18 protein-coding genes and 2 pseudogenes are annotated in these 18666 nt (G+C 57.7%); 10 read left to right on the forward strand and 10 right to left on the reverse strand.

Features of this window, described 5'->3' with window-relative positions; translation table 11 throughout:
* Window positions 1-50: 50 nt before the first annotated feature.
* Window positions 51-1448: an MmgE/PrpD family protein gene (locus V1290_RS29360; RefSeq protein ID WP_334367601.1), complete on the reverse strand. Its 1398-nt coding sequence runs from the start codon at window positions 1446-1448 to the stop codon at window positions 51-53.
* A 32-nt stretch (window positions 1449-1480) separates the two neighbouring features.
* Window positions 1481-2374, reverse strand: a complete 894-nt coding sequence (locus V1290_RS29365; protein WP_334367602.1) for an NAD(P)-dependent oxidoreductase — start codon at window positions 2372-2374, stop codon at window positions 1481-1483.
* Between the two features lie 183 nt (window positions 2375-2557).
* Between V1290_RS29365 and V1290_RS29370 the strand changes: the two genes are divergently transcribed.
* From V1290_RS29370 to V1290_RS29385, 4 genes are all read left to right on the forward strand, one after another.
* Window positions 2558-3901, forward strand: coding sequence for an MmgE/PrpD family protein (locus V1290_RS29370; RefSeq protein WP_334367603.1), 1344 nt, complete (start codon window positions 2558-2560; stop codon window positions 3899-3901).
* A gap of 44 nt (window positions 3902-3945) precedes the next feature.
* Window positions 3946-4329, forward strand: coding sequence for a carboxymuconolactone decarboxylase family protein (locus V1290_RS29375; protein ID WP_171582870.1), 384 nt, complete (start codon window positions 3946-3948; stop codon window positions 4327-4329).
* Window positions 4330-4331: 2 nt separating this feature from the next.
* Window positions 4332-5165 (forward strand): N-acyl homoserine lactonase family protein, encoded by an 834-nt coding sequence (locus V1290_RS29380; protein ID WP_334367604.1) that lies wholly within the window; start codon window positions 4332-4334, stop codon window positions 5163-5165.
* Window positions 5166-5413: 248 nt separating this feature from the next.
* Window positions 5414-5611: a hypothetical protein gene (locus V1290_RS29385; RefSeq protein ID WP_065749664.1), complete on the forward strand. Its 198-nt coding sequence runs from the start codon at window positions 5414-5416 to the stop codon at window positions 5609-5611.
* A 204-nt stretch (window positions 5612-5815) separates the two neighbouring features.
* Here the strand turns inward: V1290_RS29385 and V1290_RS29390 are convergent, their stop codons facing one another.
* Window positions 5816-6094 (reverse strand): hypothetical protein, encoded by a 279-nt coding sequence (locus tag V1290_RS29390; RefSeq protein WP_334367605.1) that lies wholly within the window; start codon window positions 6092-6094, stop codon window positions 5816-5818.
* 99 nt (window positions 6095-6193) lie between these two features.
* Between V1290_RS29390 and V1290_RS29395 the strand changes: the two are divergent.
* Both V1290_RS29395 and V1290_RS29400 read left to right on the forward strand, forming a co-directional pair.
* A pseudogene (locus V1290_RS29395) lies at window positions 6194-6628 on the forward strand (nitric oxide reductase activation protein NorD); the annotation flags it as partial.
* Window positions 6629-8083: 1455 nt separating this feature from the next.
* Window positions 8084-8392 (forward strand): H-NS histone family protein, encoded by a 309-nt coding sequence (locus V1290_RS29400; protein ID WP_334367606.1) that lies wholly within the window; start codon window positions 8084-8086, stop codon window positions 8390-8392.
* On the opposite strand, the gene V1290_RS29405 is transcribed toward V1290_RS29400, so the two are convergent.
* Window positions 8379-8558: a hypothetical protein gene (locus V1290_RS29405; RefSeq protein WP_334367607.1), complete on the reverse strand. Its 180-nt coding sequence runs from the start codon at window positions 8556-8558 to the stop codon at window positions 8379-8381. The genes V1290_RS29400 and V1290_RS29405 overlap by 14 nt on opposite strands.
* Before the next feature lie 734 nt (window positions 8559-9292).
* Here V1290_RS29405 and V1290_RS29410 point away from each other — a divergent pair.
* Window positions 9293-9466: a hypothetical protein gene (locus tag V1290_RS29410; RefSeq protein ID WP_334367608.1), complete on the forward strand. Its 174-nt coding sequence runs from the start codon at window positions 9293-9295 to the stop codon at window positions 9464-9466.
* A 307-nt stretch (window positions 9467-9773) separates the two neighbouring features.
* On the opposite strand, the gene V1290_RS29415 is transcribed toward V1290_RS29410, so the two are convergent.
* From V1290_RS29415 to rfbA, 3 genes are all read right to left on the reverse strand, one after another.
* On the reverse strand, window positions 9774-9968 hold the full coding sequence (locus tag V1290_RS29415; RefSeq protein ID WP_334369295.1) for a hypothetical protein: 195 nt from the start codon (window positions 9966-9968) through the stop codon (window positions 9774-9776).
* A 1148-nt stretch (window positions 9969-11116) separates the two neighbouring features.
* Window positions 11117-12184: a dTDP-glucose 4,6-dehydratase gene (gene rfbB / locus V1290_RS29420; protein WP_334367609.1), complete on the reverse strand. Its 1068-nt coding sequence runs from the start codon at window positions 12182-12184 to the stop codon at window positions 11117-11119.
* Window positions 12185-12210: 26 nt separating this feature from the next.
* Complete coding sequence (gene rfbA / locus V1290_RS29425; RefSeq protein ID WP_334367610.1) at window positions 12211-13086, reverse strand: glucose-1-phosphate thymidylyltransferase RfbA; 876 nt, start codon at window positions 13084-13086, stop codon at window positions 12211-12213.
* Window positions 13087-13212: 126 nt separating this feature from the next.
* Between rfbA and rfbC the strand changes: the two genes are divergently transcribed.
* Both rfbC and rfbD read left to right on the forward strand, forming a co-directional pair.
* Entirely contained in the window at window positions 13213-13767 is a 555-nt protein-coding gene (rfbC, locus tag V1290_RS29430) for a dTDP-4-dehydrorhamnose 3,5-epimerase (protein ID WP_334367611.1), read from the forward strand.
* The gene (gene rfbD / locus V1290_RS29435) at window positions 13767-14681 is read left to right on the forward strand and encodes a dTDP-4-dehydrorhamnose reductase (RefSeq protein ID WP_334367612.1); all 915 of its coding nucleotides are present in this window, start codon (window positions 13767-13769) and stop codon (window positions 14679-14681) included. Before rfbC ends, rfbD begins: the two co-directional genes overlap by 1 nt.
* A gap of 80 nt (window positions 14682-14761) precedes the next feature.
* Here the strand turns inward: rfbD and V1290_RS29440 are convergent, their stop codons facing one another.
* Both V1290_RS29440 and V1290_RS29445 read right to left on the reverse strand, forming a co-directional pair.
* Window positions 14762-15838: a nucleotidyltransferase family protein gene (locus tag V1290_RS29440; protein WP_334367613.1), complete on the reverse strand. Its 1077-nt coding sequence runs from the start codon at window positions 15836-15838 to the stop codon at window positions 14762-14764.
* Complete coding sequence (locus V1290_RS29445; RefSeq protein WP_334367614.1) at window positions 15825-16964, reverse strand: PqqD family peptide modification chaperone; 1140 nt, start codon at window positions 16962-16964, stop codon at window positions 15825-15827. Before V1290_RS29445 ends, V1290_RS29440 begins: the two co-directional genes overlap by 14 nt.
* Before the next feature lie 138 nt (window positions 16965-17102).
* Here V1290_RS29445 and V1290_RS29450 point away from each other — a divergent pair, with 138 nt between their 5' ends.
* Window positions 17103-17348 carry a hypothetical protein gene (locus tag V1290_RS29450; protein WP_334367615.1) on the forward strand — a complete coding sequence of 82 codons (246 nt, stop codon included), beginning with the start codon at window positions 17103-17105 and terminating at the stop codon, window positions 17346-17348.
* A 647-nt stretch (window positions 17349-17995) separates the two neighbouring features.
* Here the strand turns inward: V1290_RS29450 and V1290_RS36645 are convergent.
* Window positions 17996-18316: pseudogene (locus tag V1290_RS36645) on the reverse strand (hypothetical protein); the annotation flags it as partial.
* Window positions 18317-18666: the final 350 nt, after the last annotated feature.

Consider the following 18666-nt stretch of genomic DNA (forward strand, 5'->3'; position numbering starts at 1 on the left):
TCGTCGGCTCTGGTTTGTTCATTGCATCCCCATTTTCTTGTTCTCAATCGTCATGATGCTGGCCGGAGCAGCCGCTCCGCTGGTTCAAGCCGGCACTGCTTGGCGATGACGCCGCTGTCTGGGAGCCGTTCGCAGCTGTCGACAAGCTCCTCCAGACCGCGTGCGCGATTGCCACCGATGGCGTCAGCGGCGGCCTGCCGAAAGCGGGTGCGGATTTCGCGCGATGTGGCCGCTATGACATTGTCGAGGCGTTGCCGGATCGTCTTTCCATTACGCAGGCCGATGGAGACTTCAGCGCCCTGCTGCGCCGGGAAGGCGGCCGTGAAACTGGAATCGCGTTGCAGATCGGTGCGCTCGACCAGACGCAGGATTCTGGGATCAGTGATCTCTGCGTAATTGTTCTCTTCGATGGCGCCGCGGGCAAGTACCGCGGCGACGCTGAAGGGAATGCTCATCTTGGCTTGCAGCGCATTCCGGTAAGGCCCCCGGGAATCGCAGCCGGGATAGCGCGACGCGGCTTCGGGAACGAGGATCGAAACCGCCTCGATCTCTTCCGGATTCTTAAGCTCACGAGCCGCTCGCAACGCTGCCTGCGCGGCGGTTTGCGCAAAATTGCAGGCAGGCACCGGTTTGTTGTAGACCGCCATGATTTCCGGCTCCGAGCCTGCAAACAACCGAATGCCGGCAGGCGCGGCTTGGCGTCGGTAGGCCGCAAACAGTCCAGCTTCGCCTTCGAGGATGGTTTCCGAGGCACAGGCGCCGGCTTCCGCCAGTTCAATCGCCGTGATGGCGTTGCGGGCGGCAAAGCCCGGATGGAAATACATCTCCGAGCCGCCGGCATGCGGCCACTCGTTCAGGCCGGACGATGTATTGGCGGCAATCGAGACCGCGCTCGTCGCAGCATCTTCGGTGAGACCCAGCGCGCGGCTTCCCGCGAGGGCTGCTCCCAGCGGTGCGACCAGGCCGGTCGGCCGATAGAGGCGTGCCAGATCGGCGTTGAAGAGGGCGCGCCCGATCTGCGCGCCGGCCTCATAGCCGACGATCGCAGCGGCGAGCAGGGCGACGCCAGACACCAGCGTTCGTTCCGACAGGGCGAGCAACGTCGGCCAGATCACCACGCCATGGTGGCATATGCTGGCAGCGTGCATGTCTTCGCGCACCAAGCCATGGCCGAGCGTCGCGTTGGCAAAGGCGGCGTCGCCCGGCGTCGCAAGTTTGCTTGTCCCGATGATGGTTGCACCGTTCTCGGTGTGGCGTGCGATGCCGATCGCCTGACGGCCCCACGGATGATGACGCGCCTCGAATGCGCAGGAAAGAAAGTCCAGAAGGCAAATCTTGGCCTTGGCGACGACGCTTTCCTCGAATCGGATGAAATCGACGGCGAGCGAAGCGCGGGCCAGTTGCCGCGCCAGAGGTGTCTCGTTCGATCCGCCCGACCCGATCGTCATTGCAATCGTTCCTCGCTCGGCTTTGCCGGATCCTAGCCGCGCATCTCCACACCGGCCCACTCTTCAAGGACCTTCGCGATCGACGTGAAATCGGACGACGCGCCATATTTGGCGTTGGTGATGGCAAGCATCTGCCGAACCACGGATCCGCACACCATCGGCACGCCCATGGCCTCGGCCTCATCGATGCAAAGCCGCACGTCCTTGTAAGATAGGCCGGTGGTAAAACCGAAATCGAACGTGCCGGGAAGCACGGCGCGCGGGAACTTGTCTTCGGATGCGCTGTTACGGCCGCTGCTGGCGTTGATGATGTCGATCAGCACCTTGGCGTCGACACCGCCCTTGACGCCCATCGCAACCGCTTCCGACGTGATCACCAGGGCCGCCGCCGCCATCAGATTATTGGCGAGCTTTGCGGTCTGCGCCGTGCCCGGCTTGTCGCCGGTATAAAACAGCTTTCCGAAGTGTTTTAAGATCGGCTGCACCGTCTCGTAGGTGTCCTTGGGACATGACACCATGACCGCAAGGGTGCCGTTCACCGCGCCCTTGATGCCGCCGCTGACCGGAGCATCCACCAGCGTCAGGTTTCTGGGTTTGAATCCTTCTGCGATCAGCTTGGCCGCACCGGGGCCACTGGTGGACAGGTCGATCACGATGCGGGCGCGGTTTCCCGCGATGATTCCGTCAGGCCCCAGCGCGACGGCCTTGACGATGTCGGGGGTCGGCAGGCTCGCCAGCACGATATCTGCCGATGAGGCAACCTCGGCAGGCGATTTTGCAAGGCGCGCCCCGCGCTCGACGAGCGGCTTGGTGGCCTCGCTCTGCGTGTCGTAGACGCACAGGGCGTAGCCGGCATCCATCAGTCGCCCGGCCATCGGCCCGCCCATGCGGCCCGTTCCCACGAAGCCGATCGTCTCTCCCGCCATCGTCTCGCTCCCTGTCGCACCGCCTTAGGGCGGGTGTTGATTGTTCTTGTTGCGGCAGGGCTCACCGGCCGCGTTTCGCCGAATGTCCGGATTGTCAGTCAATCTGTCAAGCATAAGATTCCTATCGACACGCCACGGTGCGCCGGAATAGGGTCGGAAAAACGAGTCCGAGGAATTCGCTCCGTGCGGCAAGATGAAGCGCAAGGCGCCAGCACAACGCTCGCCGATTTCGTTGCCAGCATCGCGTGGACGGATGTCGCGGCGCCAAGTCACGAGGCGAAGCGCTCGATCCTGAATTTCTTCGCGACCGCGCTAGGGTCGGCGAATGATCCTGCCGTTATCGGCGCGGTGCGGACGCTATTGCCATTCAGCGGTGCCGCGACATCCGCGGTGATCGGTCGTCCGGAACGACTCGATGCGATGGGCGCGGCGTTCGTCAACGCCATTTCGGCCAATCTGCTCGATTTCGACGATACCCATCTCGATACAATCATTCATCCAGCGGCGCCGGTCGCAGCGCCCGTGCTGGCGTTGGCGCAAGCGCGAGGGTTTTCGGGGCAAGCCGTTCTCACCGCATTCATTCTCGGCGTGGAAGTCGAATGCCGCGTCGGCAACGCGGTATCCCCGGGACATTATGCGCGTGGCTGGCATATCACATCGACCTGCGGGGTGTTTGGCGCCGCCGCAGCCTGTGCCTGGCTGCTCGGGCTCTCGGCGGGCCAGATCGCAGATGCGATCGGAATTGCGGCCAGTCAGTCCGCGGGGATTGTCGAAAATCTTCCGACCGCGGCCAAGAATGTCAGTGTCGGCAATGCGGCGCGCAATGGCCTGTTCGCGGCGTTGCTCGCGGCTGAGGGCTATTCCGCTTCGCCGCGGGCCATTGAAGGGCGGCTCGGCTGGGCTCGCGCCATGGGAGACGAACCCGATGTTGGGCGTCTGACGGCCGGTCTCGGCAAGACTTGGGAGATCGCGAAGAACACCTACAAGCCCTATCCGGCGGGAATCGTATTCCATGCCGTGATCGATGCCTGCTTCAAGTTGCGGGCAGAATTGCACCGGCGTGTCGATGATATCGGCTTCATCACGGTGCAGGGCTCTGCGCTCCTGCTGGCGCGCGGCGACCGTCCGGTTCGCAACGAACGAGACGCACGCGTCAGCATTCACCATTGCGCCGCCTGCGCGCTCTTGCTGGGTGCCGCTGGTGTCGCCGAGTTCTCGGACGCGATCGTATTTCGGCCCGACATCGCGGCCTCGCGTCAAAAGGTAGCAGCGGTGCTTGACGCTTCGCTTCCGGATGGCGCCGCGCGCGTCACGATCCAACTGACGTCCGGAGAGACGTTCAGCGAGGTTGTGATGGCTGCAAAGGGAAGTCTTGCCGACCCGTTGTCGGATGGCGACATCGAAGCGAAGTTGCGCGATTGCGCGCGGCTGGGTCGAAGCGATTGGGATATCGATCGCATTATCGACGACGTTTGGCGTCTCGACACGCTTGCCGACGTCTCGAGCCTGATGAGGACTCATGGCTGATCCGCGCTGCTTGAAAAACCGTACTCAGACAATGGAAGGAACCGATGATGACTGAGTTGTTCGACAAGGGATTGAAGGTCCGCAAGGAAGTGCTTGGCGAAGAGTACGTCAACAAATCTATCGCAGGCGCCGACGAATTCACCCGGACAATGGCGGAGTGGTCGACCGAGTTTTGCTGGGGGGCGTTGTGGACGCGGCCCGGACTCGACCGCCGCACCCGCAGTATCGTCAATCTGGCTATGCTGGGAGCGCTAAACCGGCCCCATGAACTGAAGCTGCACGTCAAGGGAGCGCTGAAGAACGGCCTCACCAAGGACGAGATCAAGGAAATTCTGCTTCAGGTCGCCGTGTATTGCGGCATCCCCTCGGGCATCGATGCGTTCCGAAACGCGCGGGAAGCGTTCAACGAAGTTGAAACGAAATCCTGACCATGGCCGAGCAGGAATACGAACTCTTTGCCATCCGCTATGCTACTCGCGATGCGCAGCGGAGTGAGCATTTCATCGGTGGCGATCCGCATGATGGGCCAATGCCAATGGACTATTTCATGTGGGTGGCGAGGGGCGGACGTCGTACCTTCGTCATCGATACCGGATTCAACGCGGAGGTATCGAAGAAGCGAAACAGGACGTTCCTGCGCTGCCCGGTGGAGACGCTCGGCGCGTTCGGCATCAATGCGACCGAGGTCGAGGATGTCATCCTGACACATTTGCACTACGACCATGTCGGTAATTTCGACCGCTTCCCCAACGCGCGATTCCATCTGCAGGAGCGCGAACTGACGTACGCCACGGGACGCTTTATGCAATATCCGAGGTTATCGCATTCATTCGAGGTCGATGACATCTGCGGGATTGTACGGCTGAACTATGCGCGGCGCGTCTTGTTCTATGATGGCGATGCCGAGCTCGCTCCCGGTCTTACGGTACACGCAGCCGGCGGCCATTCCGCCGGGCTTCAATTCGTTCGGGTCAAGACCCGCCGAGGATTTGTCGTGCTCGCCTCCGATGTCAGCCATTTTTACGAGAACATGGCTGCCGAACGTCCGTTTACGACCGCGCTCCATATCGGCGAAATGCTGGAGGGCTTCGACCGCCTGCTGGCACTTGCGCCGGACGAAAGCCATATCGTTCCGGGGCACGATCCGCTCGTGATGAAGCTTTATCCGTCCCCGAGCCCGCAGCTTGAGGGCGTCGCCGTGCGGCTTGATGTGCCGCCATCAGCCGCCGCGCCCGTTCGCGCCGACTTTCTTTCGCGGCATTAGGCTGGCATCGACCGATGGCTCAGCCTTGCGACTGTCAAGGAGCGCTCAGCCGTTCGGGGGCAGCGGCCATGCGACTTGAAGCCGCCAAGACAGAATGGAACCAACGGGTTCGTCAGGCGTCGAATCCCTGCCTCTGGCACCTACACCCCCCTAAAATTCAAGCCGGAGGAAAATCTACCACTTGGGTTGGCGATCCTGATGCGCGCACCACTTGGCGCCAGGACCGTTTGCGACCGAAGGAGGAGCAAATGAGCGATCGCATATCCGAGCGGAGGACGCCCACCGCGGCCGAACGGGAAGCTCGAAAGGTTTTCAGAGACGCGGACGCCAAAGTAGCACTTTCCGAGTATCAACGCGCCCAACAGGCGCTCCATGCAAACCGGGAGCGATTGAAAGCAGAGCGACTGGCCCGCGAGGCGGCCTCGGATCAGAAGGCCAAGACTTGATCGGAGAGGACATCGCCCCGCAGCGAGGGCCCTGTTCTCGAACGCGCCCTACGGGGCTCGTTGGGGCAACAATGTCAATGCTTTGGTTGCTAAACGGAATTCGCCGATCGCCGGCCACGAGGTGATGGCGACGCAAGCGTCATCGCTCGGTGCCCGCTCCGAGTTGAGCTATGGTCAGAGGCCGGACGTCAGCTCCGCCGCTTTTTAGTCGCAGCGGCGCTCCTTGCGCTTGATCATGCGGCCATCGTCTCTTTCAACTGTGGTGGTCACTGTACGACAGCGTCGTCCTGGACCGATGGTGACACCGCCTGGGCCGACACCTACTGTGGTGTCGGAGTTGTACCGTCGACGATGGTCCCTATCGTAATCGTAGTCGCGGTCCCGCCCGACCTGGACATCGACGCCTTGGGCCTTAACCGGAGTGACAAGCGGAGCAGTCGTCAGCACCGCTGCGGCAGCCGCCACCGTAATAGCGATTTTCATCATGTGACAGTTCCTTCCTCTTTGTAATTGAAGAGAACGGGCCGGGGCGCGGAGTGTTCCACCGAGGCAGCCGAGCGCGTGTTGGCGATGGCGCGGCGGATGCTCTTCACATCGCGGCGGCGCTCCTGGGTGCGTGTCGAGACGGTCAAGTCGTTCGAGGAGCCGATGGGAGTTGCCGTCGAGCGGCGTATCGGTGCGCTCAAGCCGGGCTACTACACGCGGATCGGCGCGGCGGTGCGCCATGCCGCTGCCGAGCTCGCCCGTCAACCCCAGCGTAAGAAGCTGCTGTTGGTGCTGACCGATGGAAAGCCCAACGACGTCGACCATTATGAAGGCCGCTTTGCGGTCGAAGACACCCGCCAGGCCGTGCGGGAGGCCCGACGTTCCGGAGTTGCGGTGTTCGGCGTCACGGTCGACGCAAACGCCCAGTCCTACTTTCCCACCTTGTTCGGGCGCGGCGGCTACGCCATCGTCGGCAACATCAGCCGATTGCCGGCGGCGCTTCCATCGATCTACCGGCAGCTTGCCCGTTAATGCTCGACCACCTATTTCAGACTTCCGCAGCGGGCTGCCGCAGGCGGTCAAAGGACGGCGCGCACCGAGCGCCGTGAAGCCTCGAGTGACAACGGCCGCGGGCGATCAAAGTACAAAGCGATGTAGGGCTGCCGAAGTCTCGCAATCCCTTGTCACTTATTCAGACGCGCAGCTCATTGCGGACGGGAGGCAGGACGGCTGCTGGATGGACCGGCTCTTGGCCGCGCTTTGCCGCCTCCGCTGACCGCACCATTTCTCTGAGTTTCTGAACCTCAGCCATTCGGTTGTGAAGATCGGTCGAGATTTGCAGAAGACGATGTGTCCGTACTTCAGCCGGCTGTTTCATGTTGTACCCCTACCCCACACACAACTGACAGTATCAGGAAAATATCAGGCTATTCTTTCTTGGTCGTGACAGTCTGCATTCAGGTTCACATAAGGCGGAAAATACCTCGAAGAACGTTTCTCGTCGCCTCCGGACAAGAAACCCGCCGCTGCTCTGTCAAAAAAGCCGCCGGTATCAAAATACTTGTCCGGCGGCATCCTCATCCTAAACTGAACCGATTAAATCCCCAGCGGCACCTAAACAGCAGAAGCCGTACCAGTCGCCGGTGTTCACAGCACAACTACGGAGCCCGATACTGGATGCCGCTTTGCCATATCTCGCTAGCAAGGATTCGTGCTCGGACGGGCGCGAAAGAGACGACCCAGCCCTACTCAGATCGTCCTTTCCAGACGGCAGGCGAACGCTGACTGGCCGGCCCGAGTAGCATGTTAACACGACCACGACTGTCGCGCGATCGCCGGCATGAACGGCACGCCCCGCTAATGGCGGAGGCCGAATTAGGCGTCAGCGTGAAGCCGAATGAGCGGCTTCAATGCCCCAGGGCGGACTGCAGGGCCGTATGCGACGCAATAGCAGCCGACGGGGCGCCGGAGCGGAGGCCTTCACGAATGACCATGGCATAATGCGGTCTATGTGGCATTACGCCCCGGCATTAGTAGCAGGATGGGTGCGCAGGACGCTGGCCGCTTGCTTCGCTGTACTACTCGTGCTGCCGACCGATTGCTGCGGCTAATCCTAAGCCTGCGAGGCAGCGATCTTTTCAAAGGAAAGAGCAAGCCGGCGACTGCCGCTCGCAACCGAATTAGCTCTTCATATTGTGCTCTTAGATCATTACTTTGACAAAGTAATTCTATGTCGCGGCTGCGCTTTGGCATAACTCAACCCCTACACAACTAAAAACAAATGCACCAATAACTAAACAAAATTCTGGCTACAGCGTTGGTTCCGCAACCGGAACCAGTTGTGAACATTTTGGCCGCGATTTTACTTTACAAAACGCTCACTACGCTTTTTACCCCACTTTAATCCGAAAGCAAGCGTTGGTTTATTATTCAAATAACGGAGAAATAACGGAAGCCTGTGCATGAGAAATGATGATGGAGTTAGTCATGAAACGAATCGATCTCGAACGGATGAGTACCGACGACCTTTGGTCGCTGCATGTTGAAGTCACTCAATTGTTGCAGCAAAGAATCCAGGCGGAAAAACTGCAGTTGGAAGAGCGTCTGAAGCTGCTGGAAGCCCCAGTGTCAGGGCGCAGGGCCTACCCTGCGGTACCCCCGAAATATCGCAATCCTGATCAGCCGACCGAGACTTGGGCCGGACGTGGCAAGCAGCCGCTTTGGCTGGTAGCGCAATTGCGCTCGGGGAGGCGTATCGAGGATTTCAGAATTAAGAAGGCGGTCAATCGACGATAAGCCGCCGCCCGATAAAGTTAACTCTAAAGCCTAATGCAAACGCAACGCCTTCTGGGTTGTACCGTTCGAACCACGCTTTCGCTACCTCCGCGTTTGCGAACAGCTTGAGATGTAACTTGTTCCCCGACAGCGGCTTGCGAGTGTCGACGTAGATCCACACTGTCATTGGATTATATCCAGTTCGCGTTTGAAGCTGCGACAGATCACAAACAACACGGGATTCAGACTGCCGGCTGCAAACCCTGCCGAAGCCGCCGATCAGTTGTGCTTGCATGGGGGCACATGGACGGTCAGGCGTCGCGTAAAAAACTTTGAGGCTCATCCGCTGGCGGGTGACCAGCCAATATCTTCCCTACTTTGTCTACCAGTGGATAGACGTTGTCTACCAGTGGATAGACGTTGCCAATGTTTAGCATATGATCGCAGCGGGAGTTTGCTCATCTGCAGATCGCAGCGCCCGCAACTTGCGAGCGACGCATCTCGCCAATGTGATTTTCCGTTCGCGCTGCATTGCACACACACACCGTCACGGGGAAAAGCACAATCACGAGGAAAGTCGCACCAAGTGGGCCAACTGTTCGCACCGCATAAATGCCTTGATATCGGCATCGGCACGTCAAGATTTGAGCTGTCAACTACAATTTAATTACGAGCAGTTAGGTTCGTGAGTGGGGAATTGGGAGCGATCCATGACCACTTTGCAAGCCGTAGCATTTGGAGCCACGCTCGCGTGGATGCCATCTCTCATCATCCTGGCAGTTTCGCTATGGAATGTTCCCGAGCTCGATGGAATGGAATAGTCGGGCAGTTGTCGAATACCGGGCACTGGCCCTCTATCGAATCATAGAACTCCTCATTACAATCGATAGTCGTTTCGACTCATGATTGTGGGGGCGCGTCATGAACAGCGAATGGGAATCTATGACGATCGATGAGCTGTTTAAGCTCCGCGAGCTGATGCAAGATGTCCTCAGCTTGAAGTTGAAGGCCAAAAAGGCCGAGCTCGAGCGTAGATTGCAGATTCTCAATCAGCCGTCGAGCGATGTAGGGCCGACGAAGTCTCACAATCCCTAGTCGCTTGTTCAGACGCGCAGCTCATTGGATGCGATGAGGCATAGCCTTTAATTTTCGAAAGCGATGCCGAGCAATTCGCCATTCCGCCAAACTAGGCGGCACCTTCGGATAGTCTCAAAATTGTCGAAGGTCAGCTCGAAGGTGCTCGGCAGTACCGATAGATTGTGTGTCCGAAGTTTTGCGCCACAGTCCGAGATGTCAATGACCTTGCAGCCGCGCGCGCCGGGCTGCCCCTTGAAGAACAGCAGCGCGCCTCTCCCGATACCTGCCCTGCAAACTGCTCGTCGATCGTTGCGAGGACTCGGCATCATTCTCCATCCTCATCGTACTCGATGAATTTCTTGTATTGCCAATGGCGGCCGTCATGTCGGCGCCACACGCGTCCGTGTACGAGACGGCCGGTGATGGATCGCCTGGGAAAGATCACGGTCCAAAGATGCCAGAATTCCGCGCTTGCTGGCTTTAAGCTTTGCATTTCAGGAGGGTCAATTGCGGTGAACATGGAGCCGTCTCCGCGCAGTTTCGTTAGCGGCCTCATACGCTAGCGAAGTCGCCGAGCGAGCGGGCGAAACTGACTGTAAGCCGCCCGACGGCTTCGTCACGTTGAGCCGGACGGGGGCAATTGTCCGGCGTCGTGTACGCTATCCGCACGAAGATCGAGAGCAACAGAATTCGCTCGTTAAGCTTGATATGGGCGGTAAGAGTTAAATCGGGAACAGCGGCGATTGGGGATCCGGATCATTGCGCAGCTTTCGTTCGCCATCGCTTCCGTAATGTTCATTCTGGGCTGAAGCAAACCTCTTTTCGAGAACGCTCGCAAAATCGCTTCAGTTGCAAACAACACGCGATTCGTATTGTCTGGTTGCGGGATTCAGGACCTGACGCTGCGAGCATTGGGAGCGGCCAACGGGTGGCACCTGCATCGGCGGCGAAATGGATGGCGGTGTCATTTCACAGACCGACAAGGGGCAGGCGGGCGGAATATCGGTGCTGGTTGTGCATCGCGGTAGCAAGCGACCCTCAACGCATTGGCAAACGCATCTGGCCTGAGCGGCGAGGGTGAAAAAAGAGCTCGCGACAACGAGCAAAGTTAGCCGGATTCCTGTCATTGATCCCTCTTTTCTTCGCGTCTATCCAACTTTCGCGCATGCCGGCGGTTCAACGTACGCAAGACGCTAACGCGAGCCAGCAGCGTGGGTCCGTCTACTTCGACCACCGGTATTGGAGCCTCCATCGAGGCCTGATCGATCTCCTTCGGGCCTCCGATCAGGAGGGTCAACGAGCCGATGCAGGCTCTCTGATCACCAAAGCGACCTCCCCAAAAGTTGAAAGGGCCACTTAATTCGGGCGGGATGCCCGGCCCCTCCGTGGGAACGAAGAACGGTCAACAACCAAGAAATGCCGAACGCGCGCTGAAAGAATGTCTAATGCATCAAATCTGACGTGGTTCGAGGGCGGGTTCTATGTCTAGTCGAACTGGAGCGAAAACCGGTGGCATACCAAGGGGGAGTCGGATTTGTTGGCGTCGAGCCCTGCCAACTCGGACGACTTTACTCTCCTCTCGAGCCACTTGCGTCGTCGTTGGTTGGACGACCGAGGCATCTTACGTTCTAGTGCGAGCGGATGCTGTCGCCGGCTGGTGTACTCTGCTCACCTATTCAATCCGATCCGCTTCGCCGTGTATCCCCGGTTCGCAATCGCTCGCCACCATGGTTGGTGGTCGACGTACCAGCGCACTGTCTTGTAGATTCCAGTTTCGAAATCCTCTTCCGCACGCCATCCTAATTCTCGCTCGAGCTTGGAGGCATCAATTGCATAGCGGCGATCGTGCCCAGGGCGGTCGGGAACAAAATTTATAAGATTTCGGTGGGAGCCGCTCGGGTTCGGGCTGATCTCGTCGAGCAGGTCGCAGATTCGTTCGACCACGTATAGATTGGTGCGCTCGTTACGGCCACCGACGTTGTAGGTCTCGCCTATACTTCCCCGCTCCAGGACCAGATTTAACGCCTTGGCGTGATCCTCGACATAGAGCCAATCGCGGATGTTCTTTCCGTCGCCATATACGGGCAGGGACTCGCCCGCCAATCCCCTGATGATCATGTGCGGGATTAGTTTTTCCGGGAAATGGTAGGGTCCATAGTTGTTCGAGCAGTTTGTGACCAGCGTCGGAAGTTCGTACGTGTGATGCCACGCGCGTACCAGATGGTCGGAGGATGCCTTGCTGGCGGAGTAAGGAGAGTTCGGCGCGTAGGCCGTTGTCTCCATGAAGAACCCCTCGTCCCCAAGTGAGCCGAACACCTCATCCGTAGAGATGTGCAAAAAGCGGAATCGTTTGCGCTTTTCGCCCGAGAGCGAGCGCCAGTGGCGCAAAGCTTCCTGCAAGATTGTGAAGGTACCGACTACGTTGGTCTGAATGAATTCGGCGGGCCCATCGATCGATCGATCAACATGACTCTCGGCGGCGAGATTCATCACTGCATCTGGCTGATACTTCTCGAACAGGCGACGGAGGCCAAGCCCATCGCAAATGCACTGTTTCTCAAAGAAGTAATTCATGTTTCCGGCCGTGCCGGGTAGCGATTCAAGGTTCGCCGCGTAAGTCAGCTTATCAATATTAACGACCTTTGCGTGGGTGCCTTGCAGCAGATGCCGTACGACGGCGGATCCGATGAATCCTGCGCCTCCCGTAACGAAGATTGTCCAGCCTCCAAACCGCATGATCAGTTTGCCCCTATGTCCCGAATCTACCGTTTGAAGGAAGCGGCTACAGATTTCAGATATTCGCCATAGCTGCTTTTGGCAGTCCTCTCGGCCAAAGCCTCAAAAGCTTCGAGCGAGATGTAGCCCTGCCGCAGCGCGATTTCTTCCGGGCATGCAATGCGCAGGCCCTGGCGTTGCTCGAGGACCTGGACGAAGTTGCTGGCCTCTACGAGAGAGGAATGCGTCCCGGTGTCGAGCCACGCAAAGCCACGACCTAGCGCCTGCACATAGAGATCGCCGCGTTCCATATAAGTCTTGTTGACGTCGGTGATCTCGAGCTCGCCGCGCGCCGATGGCTTGAGCCCGGCAGCAATCTTCAGAACGTCATTGTCGTAAAAATATAGTCCTGTGACGGCCAAGTTTGACTTTGGCTGCTTCGGCTTTTCCTCGATGGAGAGCGCGCGGCCGCTGCCATCGAGTTCAATGACGCCATATTGCTCGGGTGTCTTGACGACATAACCGAAGACGGTCGCGCCCTTCCTACGGGCAGTCGCATTCAAGAGCAGCTCAGCCAGGCCGTTGCCATAGAAGATGTTGTCGCCAAGCACCAGCGCAACCGGATCATTGCCGACGAAATCGCGACCGACGATAAAGGCATCCGCTATCCCTCGCGGAGACGCCTGTGTAAGGTAGGAAAAACGCACCCCGATCTGTGAGCCGTCACCCAAAAGGCGCTCGAATAGCGGCTTGTCCTGGGGGGTAGAGATGATCAGGATGTCCTGGATTCCGCCCAGCATGAGGGTCGAGAGCGGATAGTAGATCATCGGCTTGTCGAAGACCGGAAGCAGTTGTTTCGAAACAACTGTCGTCACCGGATAGAGGCGTGAACCCGTGCCTCCGGCGAGAATAATGCCCTTCATAGGCCCCTCACACATTCAATTAACTGAATTATATTAAATATAACACATTTAATGTAGCATATTAAATGGTGCTTGTTAGATAAAGTTGGTATTTGGCTAACGCGAAATGTTGCTCGGTCGGACAAGATGAACGTTATTGCGACAGCGCTTCCCGAAGTCCTAATCCTGGAGCCGAGGCTGTTTGGCGACCAACGCGGTTTCTTCCTAGAAACCTACCAATTGCCGCGCTATGCAGAGCACGGCATTAGCCTTCCATTTGTGCAGGACAACATGTCCCGCTCCGGCCATGGAGTGTTGCGTGGGCTACACCTGCAAAACCCCTTCACCCAAGGTAAGCTCGTTACCGCATTGCGCGGCCGGGTTCTGGATGTGGCGGTGGATGTGCGGGTTGGGAGCCCGCGTTTCGGACGCCACGTTGCCGTAGAATTAAGCGAGGAGAACCGACGGCAATTGTGGGTTCCTCGTGGCTTCGCACATGGCTTTGTCGTCCTATCTGAGACCGCAGACTTCTTCTACAAGTGTGACGATCTTTACAGCCCCAAGGATGAAGTCTCCATCCGCTGGAACGACCCCGCGATCGGTATAAATTGGGGTATTGAAGCTCCCTCGCTTTCAGCCAAAGATGCCGATGCCCCGCTACTGAAAGACGTCAAGAATCTGCCGATGTATGGGCAAACCTGATGCGGATCTTGTTGACGGGAGTGAGCGGCCAGGTCGGCGGCGCATTGCGCCCCTTGTTAACTGGCCAAGGCACAATTATAGCGCCTTCGTCTTCCGAATTTGATCTGTCGAAACCGGAAACGTTAACGGACCGGCTCGAGCATTTCAGACCCGATCTCATCGTAAATCCGGCCGCCTATACCGCCGTTGATCGCGCCGAGGAACAGCGCGAGCTTGCGTTCCTCGTTAATGCCAAAGGGCCCGAGGTCATCGCGCAATGGGCGGCCAAGCACCGCGTGCCGCTCGTTCACTTCTCAACAGACTACGTTTTTGACGGCTCCGGTGATGCGCCGCGTCGCGAGGACAGCCCCACGGGCCCAATCTCGGTCTATGGCGCGAGCAAGCTTGCAGGGGACATGGCAATCATGGCGGCCGGTGGACCGCATCTGATCGCGCGCACGTCTTGGGTATACGCCGCCAAGGGTACCAATTTCCTCCGTACCATCGCGCGCCTGGCCTGCGAGCGCAAGGAGCTGCGCGTCGTCGCAGATCAAATCGGAGCGCCAACGACGGCTCGCGCGATTGGTAACGCGGTTGCCGACATCGTGCTGCCGAACCTCGCGAACCTGAACGATCTGCTCGCGCGGAAAGGTGGCGTGGTCAATCTCGTTTGTGCTGGGGAAACTAGCTGGCACGAATTTGCAAGCGCTATTGTCGAAGGTCTGAGATACCGCGGCGTTAAACTCGAAGTCGAAACCGTTGTTCCAATCGCAACTGCCGATTTTCCGACGAAGGCCAAACGGCCAAGCAATTCGCGCCTCGACCTGTCTCGCCTCAAGAACGAGTTCGGTGTGGTAATGCCGAATTGGCGAGATGCATTGGCGCCGGAACTTGACGGTTTCGTTGGAGCAGATGACGTTTCAACCTCTCGATAAACGGCGCGTCAGGCCCGGCCTGCCTTTATCTTGGATCGTACAGGCAGTTCGAATACGAGGCCAAGTCGAGCGTCCCGCCATTACACTTTCCCGATGCGGTGATTGCCAACGAGCCCGAAGAAATGCCGCAGCGTATCGGCTCGTGGCAAGGTCAATGTTACGTTTCTTCGGCTATCAGTCTGATATTCTGTTCCAAGCTCCTTCCTGTAATTTCCGTAGTCAAGAATCGCAACCGCGAGGAGGGGCCAACGTGCAAGAGGGAAACGGGACTGTAGCAATAGCCTTCTAAACTGAAGCTGTGGAATGAACCGTTTGCGAAGTTCAACAGGGACGTCAACGTCAAAAAATTCTGCCAGGGCGATTAGCTGTTTTGCGATGGCGTTTCGTGCCAGGCGGCCCGGAGCAAATGACATCAGGCGGTTCCAGTCTATTCCTTGCGCCGCGTTAGCCAAGTCTCTCAGTTCGACCAGATGTCGCACATCTACTTCGCCGACCCAGTAATCATGATCCTGAAATTGGTCGTGAATGATTAGCATGAAGGCTTGAAAGGTCGGTGTCGGAAGATAAGCGGCCCCGTGGCCAACCGAAACGGGCATGCAATGTTCAAGCAATTTTCCAGAAGAACGATAGAAATAATCTGGACCTGGCGCTGCTTGATGTAGGTCTATCATACCGACGTCGCGCGGTCGCTTTAGGTCCGTGTATTGCTTTCTGCTCTCCGGCGGGGTTCGAAAATGGGCCTGATAATCGAGGTCGGAGAGCGCGCGCAGGGCCGTCTCCATCTGATCGGGCTCGACCAATATGTCGAGATCAGCCATGATTCGGGTTGCGCGGCGTTCAGGAGCAGATGTTGCGAGGATTGCTGAGCCCTTTAGCAGCACCGGTATCACGTCCCGTTCATTAAGCGCCGCGACCGCCTCTTCCAATTGAGCCCTCAAGAGGTCGTTCCGAAGCGCGTTTCGCCGGTAGATTTCCCGAACGAAAGCCTTAACATCCTCGGGAACTGACCGATCAGGTCGATCAACCAGATCGATCAAGGAGGGGGTAGTTAGCGTATTGTTGGCTAGTTCCAACACGGCCACCCAATCCAGGTTGCTGGGCGCTTCGCCTCCGAGACATTGGCAGAGCTTGACCAGGGTGCTGTTAGGAAAAGCCATGACGAAGACCTCTCAGCTTACGTCCTGCGTCAGCAGCCTCCGCATAGGTCAGCTCAAATAATCCGGCCCCACCGATTATTTTCTTTAGCGCTGCAAACCCCGCTAGAGATAGTTTGCCGTTGGCAGCGAAAGACCCGTTGATCACTCGCTGCATGGATTCGATTTGTCCAAGGGGCGTCAGTTCTGCCGACGTCCCGTCAACTCTCTTGAGAAAGATAATCCACTCGACCTGAAAGCTTCCCTTATGCACATCTGCTACAGGTAGATACCGGACGCGTATGCCGTCTGTGCGGTCATGGGCAGTGGCATGACTTAAATCGTCGCGAGCTTTCGAAATCGCCTCCCAAGTGCCCGGCTTAATGGTGGGCGCAAAAAGAAGCCCTTGCGCAAGACCGTTTGGAGAAATCATAACGACGTCATCACCGCAATATCGGTACTCGTCACTGACTAACTGAAGCGCGAGGGTCGATTTACCGGTGCCCGGCTGCCCGCATAAGAGCAGCCCTTTATCGCCAAACACCAGCGAAGCAGCATGCAGAGCGAAATCAGGCTGATCCTGTAGAATGATGCGCTCAGTGAGGTCGGCCTTGATCGCAGGAGCCAAACTCGTGATGGGACATCGAGTGATGCTCTTTCTGCAGTTGCGGAAGAGAACCTCGTCCCCGACTTCTACAACTTCGATTGTGATATCCGCTTGATCGCGTCCCGGGTTCAAGTCGCAAAAGAGCGGTTCAAGAGACTTGATCAATGCTTCGTTGGAAGCTCTGATGCTGATTGCTCGCTGCGCTAATCGGGTCTGGAGCGCGCTGGCAAATGGCAGCCTCCATTCCACTTCTACAAGTTCCAAATCAAGCCATTGTTGCAGGGCTTGACTCAGAACATTGCGCGCCTGCTCGCGGCCGAGCCCAAGTTCGCTTAGTTCATCAGCGATCGTTTCGAGTTTATTCTGGTCAAGAAGTTTGCACCACAGGAAAGCGCTGATCTGATTTAGCTCATAGACCTGCTGGTTTTTCTCGCTGAACAGGACCGGTCGATCATCAATCAACGCGAACGACGCGTCTGCGGCTGGACGCAGTTGAATCGGGCTTTCAGGCCCGAGTTCCGTCAGATCTGGGCCGAATATCACGCCGGGCTCCACAAGGGTGCGTCAAAATAATCTTCACGATGAAGTTGACATTATTTAAGCCGAAAATTTAAATCGAGTAAATTAGAAGTAGAGCGGGAACTTGACGCGGTCCGCTCAAATCAAGATGGAGCCCAAGCCATGAACAAGAATACTGATGGGCCAGTCCTCAACGCGGAGCTTGAACTCGATGCTGACAGGCGGAAGTTTCTGGCGGCATGCGGCAGATTTGCCGTTGTGACGCCTCCCGCCGTGACCCTGTTACTGTCAACTTCACTGAATTCCGATGCGATTGCACGCTCCGGCAGCGGTGGGGAAGGTGGAAGACCGCGTCACCGCCCCGATCTGCCCAACTGGCTTGAGCGGCTTCTTGACTGGTTGTTCTAGGCGCTCCGATCGATCCAGACCAAGCTGCTGAACGCACGCTTCTCGACAACCCGTGAGTTGAGGTAGCCGCGATATACTGATGACGTTCCGCGGCTCGCCAGCGCTTGCTTAAACGCGTAACAAGCCACTTCAGTCAGGAGGCCGCCAAACGTGTGCACGCCGTTTCACCAAATTCTGGTGTGATGGCAACGGACGGCAGCACTGGCATTCGAAATAGAGCCAACCCTCGGACTGGAAGAAACGGATTTTGCGCCGACGACCAGTGCAAGGCTCAAGCGGTCTCTTATCTCGATGATTGTTACATTTGGGCGGTGATCATCGCCGGCGCTGCGGCGGCAACCGTTTTCCTGAGCGCGCAATTGCATCTGGTGTCAGCGATTCAAGGGGGCGCAGCGCAATTGCTAGTTACGTCTGACCTTTTGTTTTCATGTCCCCGACAGGACTTCCATAGTCGGCGCTATGCTTCAGCGAGCCTGCTGGAAGGAAACGCTGTTGCCCGCAACGAGGACGACGTCCAACACCTCCACCTATTGGGGCCTGCTGCCTCTCCGCCATTTATCGTCTTCACCGCCACCACGGAGCGCGCTTGAGCCGCCACCGCCGCGAGAGCCGCCCGAACTTCCGCCTTTCGAGGCATTAGCTCCTGAACCACCACCGCCACCACCGCCACCACTGCCACCACCACCTCCGCCGCCGAGGGAGGCGTGATTGCCGTCTCCGTGCCTCGCTTGTTCCTCACGCGGGCTCTTGTTGTCGGAGACTTTCTTGTCGCCGGGTGGGTCGGGATCATTGTCGAAAAAGGAATGTTCCGGCCGGCCGTGATTGCCAGAATGGCCAGACCGGGCAATCGCCGTTGATGTTAGTGAGGTGGAGAGAAGTAAAGTCATAGCCGGCGGAGTTACAGCGGCGAATCTCCCGCAAGAAATCAGAAATTTCCGGCGATCCTCGATCTCGATGTCGTTCGGCATGGCGCAATTCCCACTCAATTAATTCAGAGCATATTAAATCATAATCCTAAAGCATACAATTTAAATGTGCGGTACCGATTTGCCACCCGCGGGTGGAACGGCGCGAGCAAGTTGCAATTGGAGGTATTTTTATACCTAAGAAGACTGGGCAGAAAACGCTGCTTGATTACAAGAAACTTCCGTCCCGTCCATGGCCCTTCAATAACAGGCTTAATTGCAGGCAGAGAGGCGGTACTGCTGAATTAACGTTCAGCGGTAGGGTTAAACGTGAGCGCTGATCGACACGTAATTCGCGATTCGGTAAGGCTCACACTTCCTTAAGGAGTTTGCCCGTGACAGTAGAATCGCGT

The organism is Bradyrhizobium sp. AZCC 1578, from assembly GCF_036924675.1.
GTDB lineage: Bacteria > Pseudomonadota > Alphaproteobacteria > Rhizobiales > Xanthobacteraceae > Bradyrhizobium.

Coding starts and splice junctions, on each gene's coding strand:
- V1290_RS29360 (WP_334367601.1), bottom strand. CDS start 1,448: ATGACGATCGGGTCGGGCGGATCGAACGAGACACCTCTGGCGCGGCAA.
- V1290_RS29365 (WP_334367602.1), bottom strand. CDS start 2,374: ATGGCGGGAGAGACGATCGGCTTCGTGGGAACGGGCCGCATGGGCGGG.
- V1290_RS29375 (WP_171582870.1), top strand. CDS start 3,946: ATGATGACTGAGTTGTTCGACAAGGGATTGAAGGTCCGCAAGGAAGTG.
- V1290_RS29380 (WP_334367604.1), top strand. CDS start 4,332: ATGGCCGAGCAGGAATACGAACTCTTTGCCATCCGCTATGCTACTCGC.
- V1290_RS29385 (WP_065749664.1), top strand. CDS start 5,414: ATGAGCGATCGCATATCCGAGCGGAGGACGCCCACCGCGGCCGAACGG.
- V1290_RS29390 (WP_334367605.1), bottom strand. CDS start 6,094: ATGAAAATCGCTATTACGGTGGCGGCTGCCGCAGCGGTGCTGACGACT.
- V1290_RS29400 (WP_334367606.1), top strand. CDS start 8,084: ATGAAACGAATCGATCTCGAACGGATGAGTACCGACGACCTTTGGTCG.
- V1290_RS29405 (WP_334367607.1), bottom strand. CDS start 8,558: ATGACAGTGTGGATCTACGTCGACACTCGCAAGCCGCTGTCGGGGAAC.
- V1290_RS29410 (WP_334367608.1), top strand. CDS start 9,293: ATGAACAGCGAATGGGAATCTATGACGATCGATGAGCTGTTTAAGCTC.
- V1290_RS29415 (WP_334369295.1), bottom strand. CDS start 9,968: ATGTTCACCGCAATTGACCCTCCTGAAATGCAAAGCTTAAAGCCAGCA.
- rfbB (WP_334367609.1), bottom strand. CDS start 12,184: ATGCGGTTTGGAGGCTGGACAATCTTCGTTACGGGAGGCGCAGGATTC.
- rfbA (WP_334367610.1), bottom strand. CDS start 13,086: ATGAAGGGCATTATTCTCGCCGGAGGCACGGGTTCACGCCTCTATCCG.
- rfbC (WP_334367611.1), top strand. CDS start 13,213: ATGAACGTTATTGCGACAGCGCTTCCCGAAGTCCTAATCCTGGAGCCG.
- rfbD (WP_334367612.1), top strand. CDS start 13,767: ATGCGGATCTTGTTGACGGGAGTGAGCGGCCAGGTCGGCGGCGCATTG.
- V1290_RS29440 (WP_334367613.1), bottom strand. CDS start 15,838: ATGGCTTTTCCTAACAGCACCCTGGTCAAGCTCTGCCAATGTCTCGGA.
- V1290_RS29450 (WP_334367615.1), top strand. CDS start 17,103: ATGAACAAGAATACTGATGGGCCAGTCCTCAACGCGGAGCTTGAACTC.